Source organism: Vibrio sp. JZG10 (genome assembly GCF_054064075.1).
Window position 1 is genome coordinate 1 of sequence record NZ_JBSUGE010000045.1, and the last position, 4,967, is coordinate 4,967.

Annotated in this window: 2 protein-coding genes; both read left to right on the forward strand. The window is 34.3% G+C overall.

The genetic code is table 11. The features are described from left to right. The first annotated feature begins 230 nt into the window (after nucleotides 1-230). Nucleotides 231-485 (forward strand): helix-turn-helix domain-containing protein, encoded by a 255-nt coding sequence (locus ACWYVB_RS23910; RefSeq protein ID WP_017420200.1) that lies wholly within the window; start codon nucleotides 231-233, stop codon nucleotides 483-485. 404 nt (nucleotides 486-889) lie between these two features. Further along, nucleotides 890-4,930 carry a TOTE conflict system archaeo-eukaryotic primase domain-containing protein gene (locus tag ACWYVB_RS23915; protein WP_457530425.1) on the forward strand — a complete coding sequence of 1,347 codons (4,041 nt, stop codon included), beginning with the start codon at nucleotides 890-892 and terminating at the stop codon, nucleotides 4,928-4,930. Nucleotides 4,931-4,967: the final 37 nt, after the last annotated feature.

Sequence of the window (4,967 nt, forward strand, 5' to 3'; positions counted from 1 at the left end):
AGCATGAGAGCTAGACTATAAGAGTACGACAAAGTCGATTGGTACTTATCCCGTCAGGTTCCCTCAGTAATGACAAAATACTAAGCATTTTCTAGAACCCTTGCCCAGTCAAACCTCTTAATCCTGGCTATAACTAATTACCCCTGTACGGGGGTAAAATTAACTTTAACCCCTTAAGGGGTTAAAGTGCTAATATCCTCTGTAGGGGTTAGTTTACATTGGAGGCAGACATGCTCATAACAAGTCCTAAGCAGTTGGGAATATACTTGCGTGATGTACGAAGGAATCAAAGTCGCAACCAAACCAAAGTCGGAGATACTGTTGGTCTAAAACAGACAACAGTATCGAAACTTGAACGTGATCCTGCTTCGTCCAATATTGAAAGCCTGATGCGCTTGCTGTCATCACTAGATCTTGAGCTACATATTCAAGACAAAGCTGTAAGCCGCGAACAGGCAAAGCTCCGTGACCCTGATGATTGGTAAAACCCTATAGAACAAAGCCAACTCTATAACTAAGTTGTTCCATCACAATCATCATCGAGTTTGCAAATCAATGGTTGCGCGACCAGCTTGTTTCTTCCCCAAAGTGAGCTACAGCTCGAATTCTTATTTAGATAAGTTACCAGTTTTGAGATACAAAAGTAATAAATAGCAAGAAGCGAAACCTAATCCCATTGCTTCTCTCGATGAAATGAACTTAATGAATATCAGTTGGTTATATTCACTCGATTTCATTGCAAGATATCGGGTATATTTGTATGAAAATCAAACCCACTTGTGTTTCGATAGAAGTAACGAATGTGTATGATCTTGTTTGCTCATGGGGTGCCACATTTTAGATCAGAGCAACACGAATCCAAGTATTGAATCAACGGAGCCAACAGAAAGTGTACAAAAAATATGGCGAATTAATTACCAATCTCATAGCTACTGACCAAAACCATTATGTTGAACAGCAAGATGATGGTACATATAGAAAAAAAGCAGGAGTGGTCAACTCAGAATTGATTAAGCAAGTTCTCCTCAATCAAGAGTCAATTGCAATATATCAAAAAAACAATGACTTAACTATAAAATGGATATGTTTTGACTTTGACATTTTGAAATCATGCATCGACTCGGGCTTGATTCACCGAGGAGAAAAAGAGCTAGAGAAAACAATTAATACCTTTTGTCATACACTCGAACAATGTGGGATCCCATTCCTTCTTGAGTACTCAGGAAATCGTGGCTTACACGTCTGGGTTACTTTTAACGAAGCGATAAACTACAGAACTGGATATGATATACAGCAAGCGATTTTACAATATGTTGCTTTAGATTTTGATAGTAGCTTAATTGGCATAGACCTATTTCCGCATTCCGCAACACCGACAGGAGGAGTTGGTCTAGGGGTAAAAATACCTCTATCTAAGCACAAAAAATCTGGTTGTTACTCTTACCTTTTGCCTAATACAACAGAAGTTGGGAACATTCAGAAACTTAGTTCCTTATCTGACACAATGCTGTCTGATAACATTAAAATTCTAGAAGAACACACCTCAACCTGTAGATCAGCATTAGAGAAATGCCTAGGGACATTTTTTGAGAGCTATGAATTAGAAAATGTCCAGTACAACAGAATCAAAAGCATTAAAGTCCAAAGAAAACCATTCGATCTAAAAGCTCTGCTAGGTTTGTGGAATGGGACAAAACCGCTTAAGAAGCTATCTCTAAAGATTAATCTTGGGGAAAACCTAACACACAAAGAGCGAGTATTAATAGTCGGTTTGCTGTGCAATTTAGAATGTAGAGACGAACCTAATTTAAGTAGTATTATCTTACACGAAATATTTAGTAGACTAGATAATTATGATAAAAATATTACTGAATCAGCGATACAAGCTCTTAAAAATTTCAACTTTCCTACTCAAGATAAGATAGAAAGTACGCTATCTTGCAAGTTCGATGATGTACTTTCTGTTGAAGAACTTCTTCGGGTTTGTATTCCAAACTTCCTTGAATATACAGAGGCAAATTTTGAATTTTCAAATAAGGATATAGAAATAACAAGAGCCGCCGAACTGAATTACCTGTTTATGAACGATGAGGTTCAAGCCAAAATAGTCGTTGAAGAGCTTTCTTCAAAAGATAACAGTGAATTTCTAACCGAAATTGAGGAGTTTATAAAAGGCTCAAAGAACTGGGGCTACTATAAACATGTAAGGAATGAGGAAGGCAAAACTCGTGAATTAATTACATTAAACTCAAGTACGAGGGTCGTGACGTCCTGCATTCTTAAGCAAATCGCATATTACCTTGATATCAAGACTGATAGTAATTCTCATGGTTATCAGATCAACAAAGGATTTGACGGCGGATATATATTTAAACCATGGCTATATCTATGGTTGAAGTTTATATCAAATATCACGAATGCTATTGAGAATGATCTATATAAAGATTTTTACATTATTAAAACAGATATAAGCAGCTTTTATGATAATATTTCACATGATAGACTTAAAAGGCTATTATTAGGTGATAGTGGCTCTACAATAAAAGATAAAATAGAGTCAATGAGAAGCGAAACAAGTGATAGATACAAAAAATGTCTAGGTGCTATTTTCAACATGACACAGGAGATTGTTGGTGATAATAAGGGTTTGCCACAAGGCCCAGCCTATGCACGTTTTTTCGCAGAATTATACTTATCTGAGATTGACATAGGCTTTAAAAATAAATTGGCTAACAGCGAAATATTATTATATGAAAGATACGTTGATGATATTTTTTTGGTTGCAAAGTCAAAAGGTGATGCTGAAAAAATTCTAAGTGAGCTTAGCAATAACTTAGAACTCCTGAGTCTAACTCTCAATAGCGATAAAACTGTAGTTTCGAAGATATCATCTTTTCATAACAAATTTGACAAGTATAGGTCTCAATCAAAATATGCGGTAGATCAGGTATCAAAAACATTTGTTACGTCAAGTGAAAAGCAAAAAAACAATGCTATAAATGAATTCGTAACACTTGTACAGTCAGATTCGTGTCAGGAAGATCTATCTTTCATCTTCTCACATCTAGATGGCGTAGAAGAATTAAATGCAATGAAGACAGAGCAAATTCTTCCCGCTCTTGAAAAAGCTATAGGACGAGGAAGTTTATTCAAAAATTTGTTTAATTTCCTGTTTGAGATGAATGAAGGGTGGGAAGTAATTCATAAGATAGAAAGATTTGACACCTTACAATCTGAAGTATTGACATCATGCTTAATAAACGCAATTGAAACAAACAAAGACAATAGATACGCACTGAAGAACATCATTGAAGCCGTCGAACCTAAACTTACATACTCAACGATCGTTTATGAACATATAGCTTACTTGATTACAAACTTTAACGTAAATGTAGAAATAACCAAGATTCCTCCAGAGCATTACCTTTCAGCATTAATATCTATATCTGATTATAGTAAAGTTAACGCGACAAATGAATTAATATCACATTTAGATATCTATCTGAATGAAATTAAATCTTCAAAAAACTTTATTAAAGTCATTTATAACTTCTGTTTTAATGATAATGAAGTTGATCTCAAGAAAATTGCTTCTTTATTCTTTGCAAAAATGTCTGTAGAAGAGAAAAAGAATACCTTCTCCATTTCAAATTTTGAAAAATCTATTTTTGATCCAATTACAACAAAGAAATTTTATTATCTACTTTGCCTATTTTCAGTATCTAGAGAGAACCGATCAACAGATTTACTCGAATCTATGTGGAAATATTGTTCTTTGTCGTTTAATTTGCTTTCCAGTTCTAGCTCCAGTTTTTCTGCTCCAAACTGGTTGGAAAAATTAGATCAAGTCGAGATTGATAACGCTATAGCAAACTGGATAATATCCTCAATAGTAGATGGTAACATTTTCAGAGGACTTACTGATGAGAAAAAGGTGTTCGAGCAGTACCATAACGCCTTACTAGTATATTTAACAATAGAAAATGGTAACTGGAACAAAGATACGATTTTAAGTCAACTCAATGAGCTAAAAACTAAGTCAACTTTCTACGAGTGGCTTATAGACAATGATGGAGTTTCTATTTTCCCTAAAGTCAATAAAAAATGGTTTGAACGGAATATAATCGAAAACGGCACAACTACTCTTTGTAAAGATAACAAGATCCTCATAAGAAAGCCTAGCCATTTGTTCCTTTCTGACAAAGATGACTTGGAACATTACAATGGATTTTCTGAAATTATCGTCGATTATGACAGAGAAAAATTAAAAACATTCCGTCGCAATGTAGATAATGTTGACATAAATATTAAATTTAAGCTCTTAACAGAATTCCTTAAGACTTTACAAGATGGAGAACCAATTCCTAGTATATTCTGCCCTGAGAGGATAATGACATCAGATGCTTTGTCAGTTTTTTCTAAGGAATTTTGCTACCATTCAAAAATCATTTCATATGATGAAATTGGTAATGTTACTTCGTATGAAAATTCAATTGATAGTTTCATAAACTCCTTTTTGTCTTACGTTTCTGAAAGTGATGCCACTACAAAGAAATTAAAGGAAAAGTATGTTAACAATCTGGATATGGATATCGACAAAGTACAATTCCTTATTAAATTCTACTCACAGATAACAAATGAAGTATGTGACGATTCTGATTTTTTCTTTGATGTCGCTATGGCAACATCTCTTTATATATACCTTTCTAATTTAGATTCAATAACACGACTTGAAAGATTTTCAAAGCAGTACTCGACTTTTCACAATAAAGTGATTAGTCAGCATATATTTATAGTTGAAGACGATATGGAGATAGATGATTCTAATCTACACTCTGTGTTGTTTTGTATCCAGCATTCCCTTTCTAAAATAAGTAAGGAAATTTTAACCCGTCATTCCGCAGCCAATTTCAGAATTAAAACAATGTGATCCAGTGATCGTTTACAAATGTTAGTGCGACAGACCT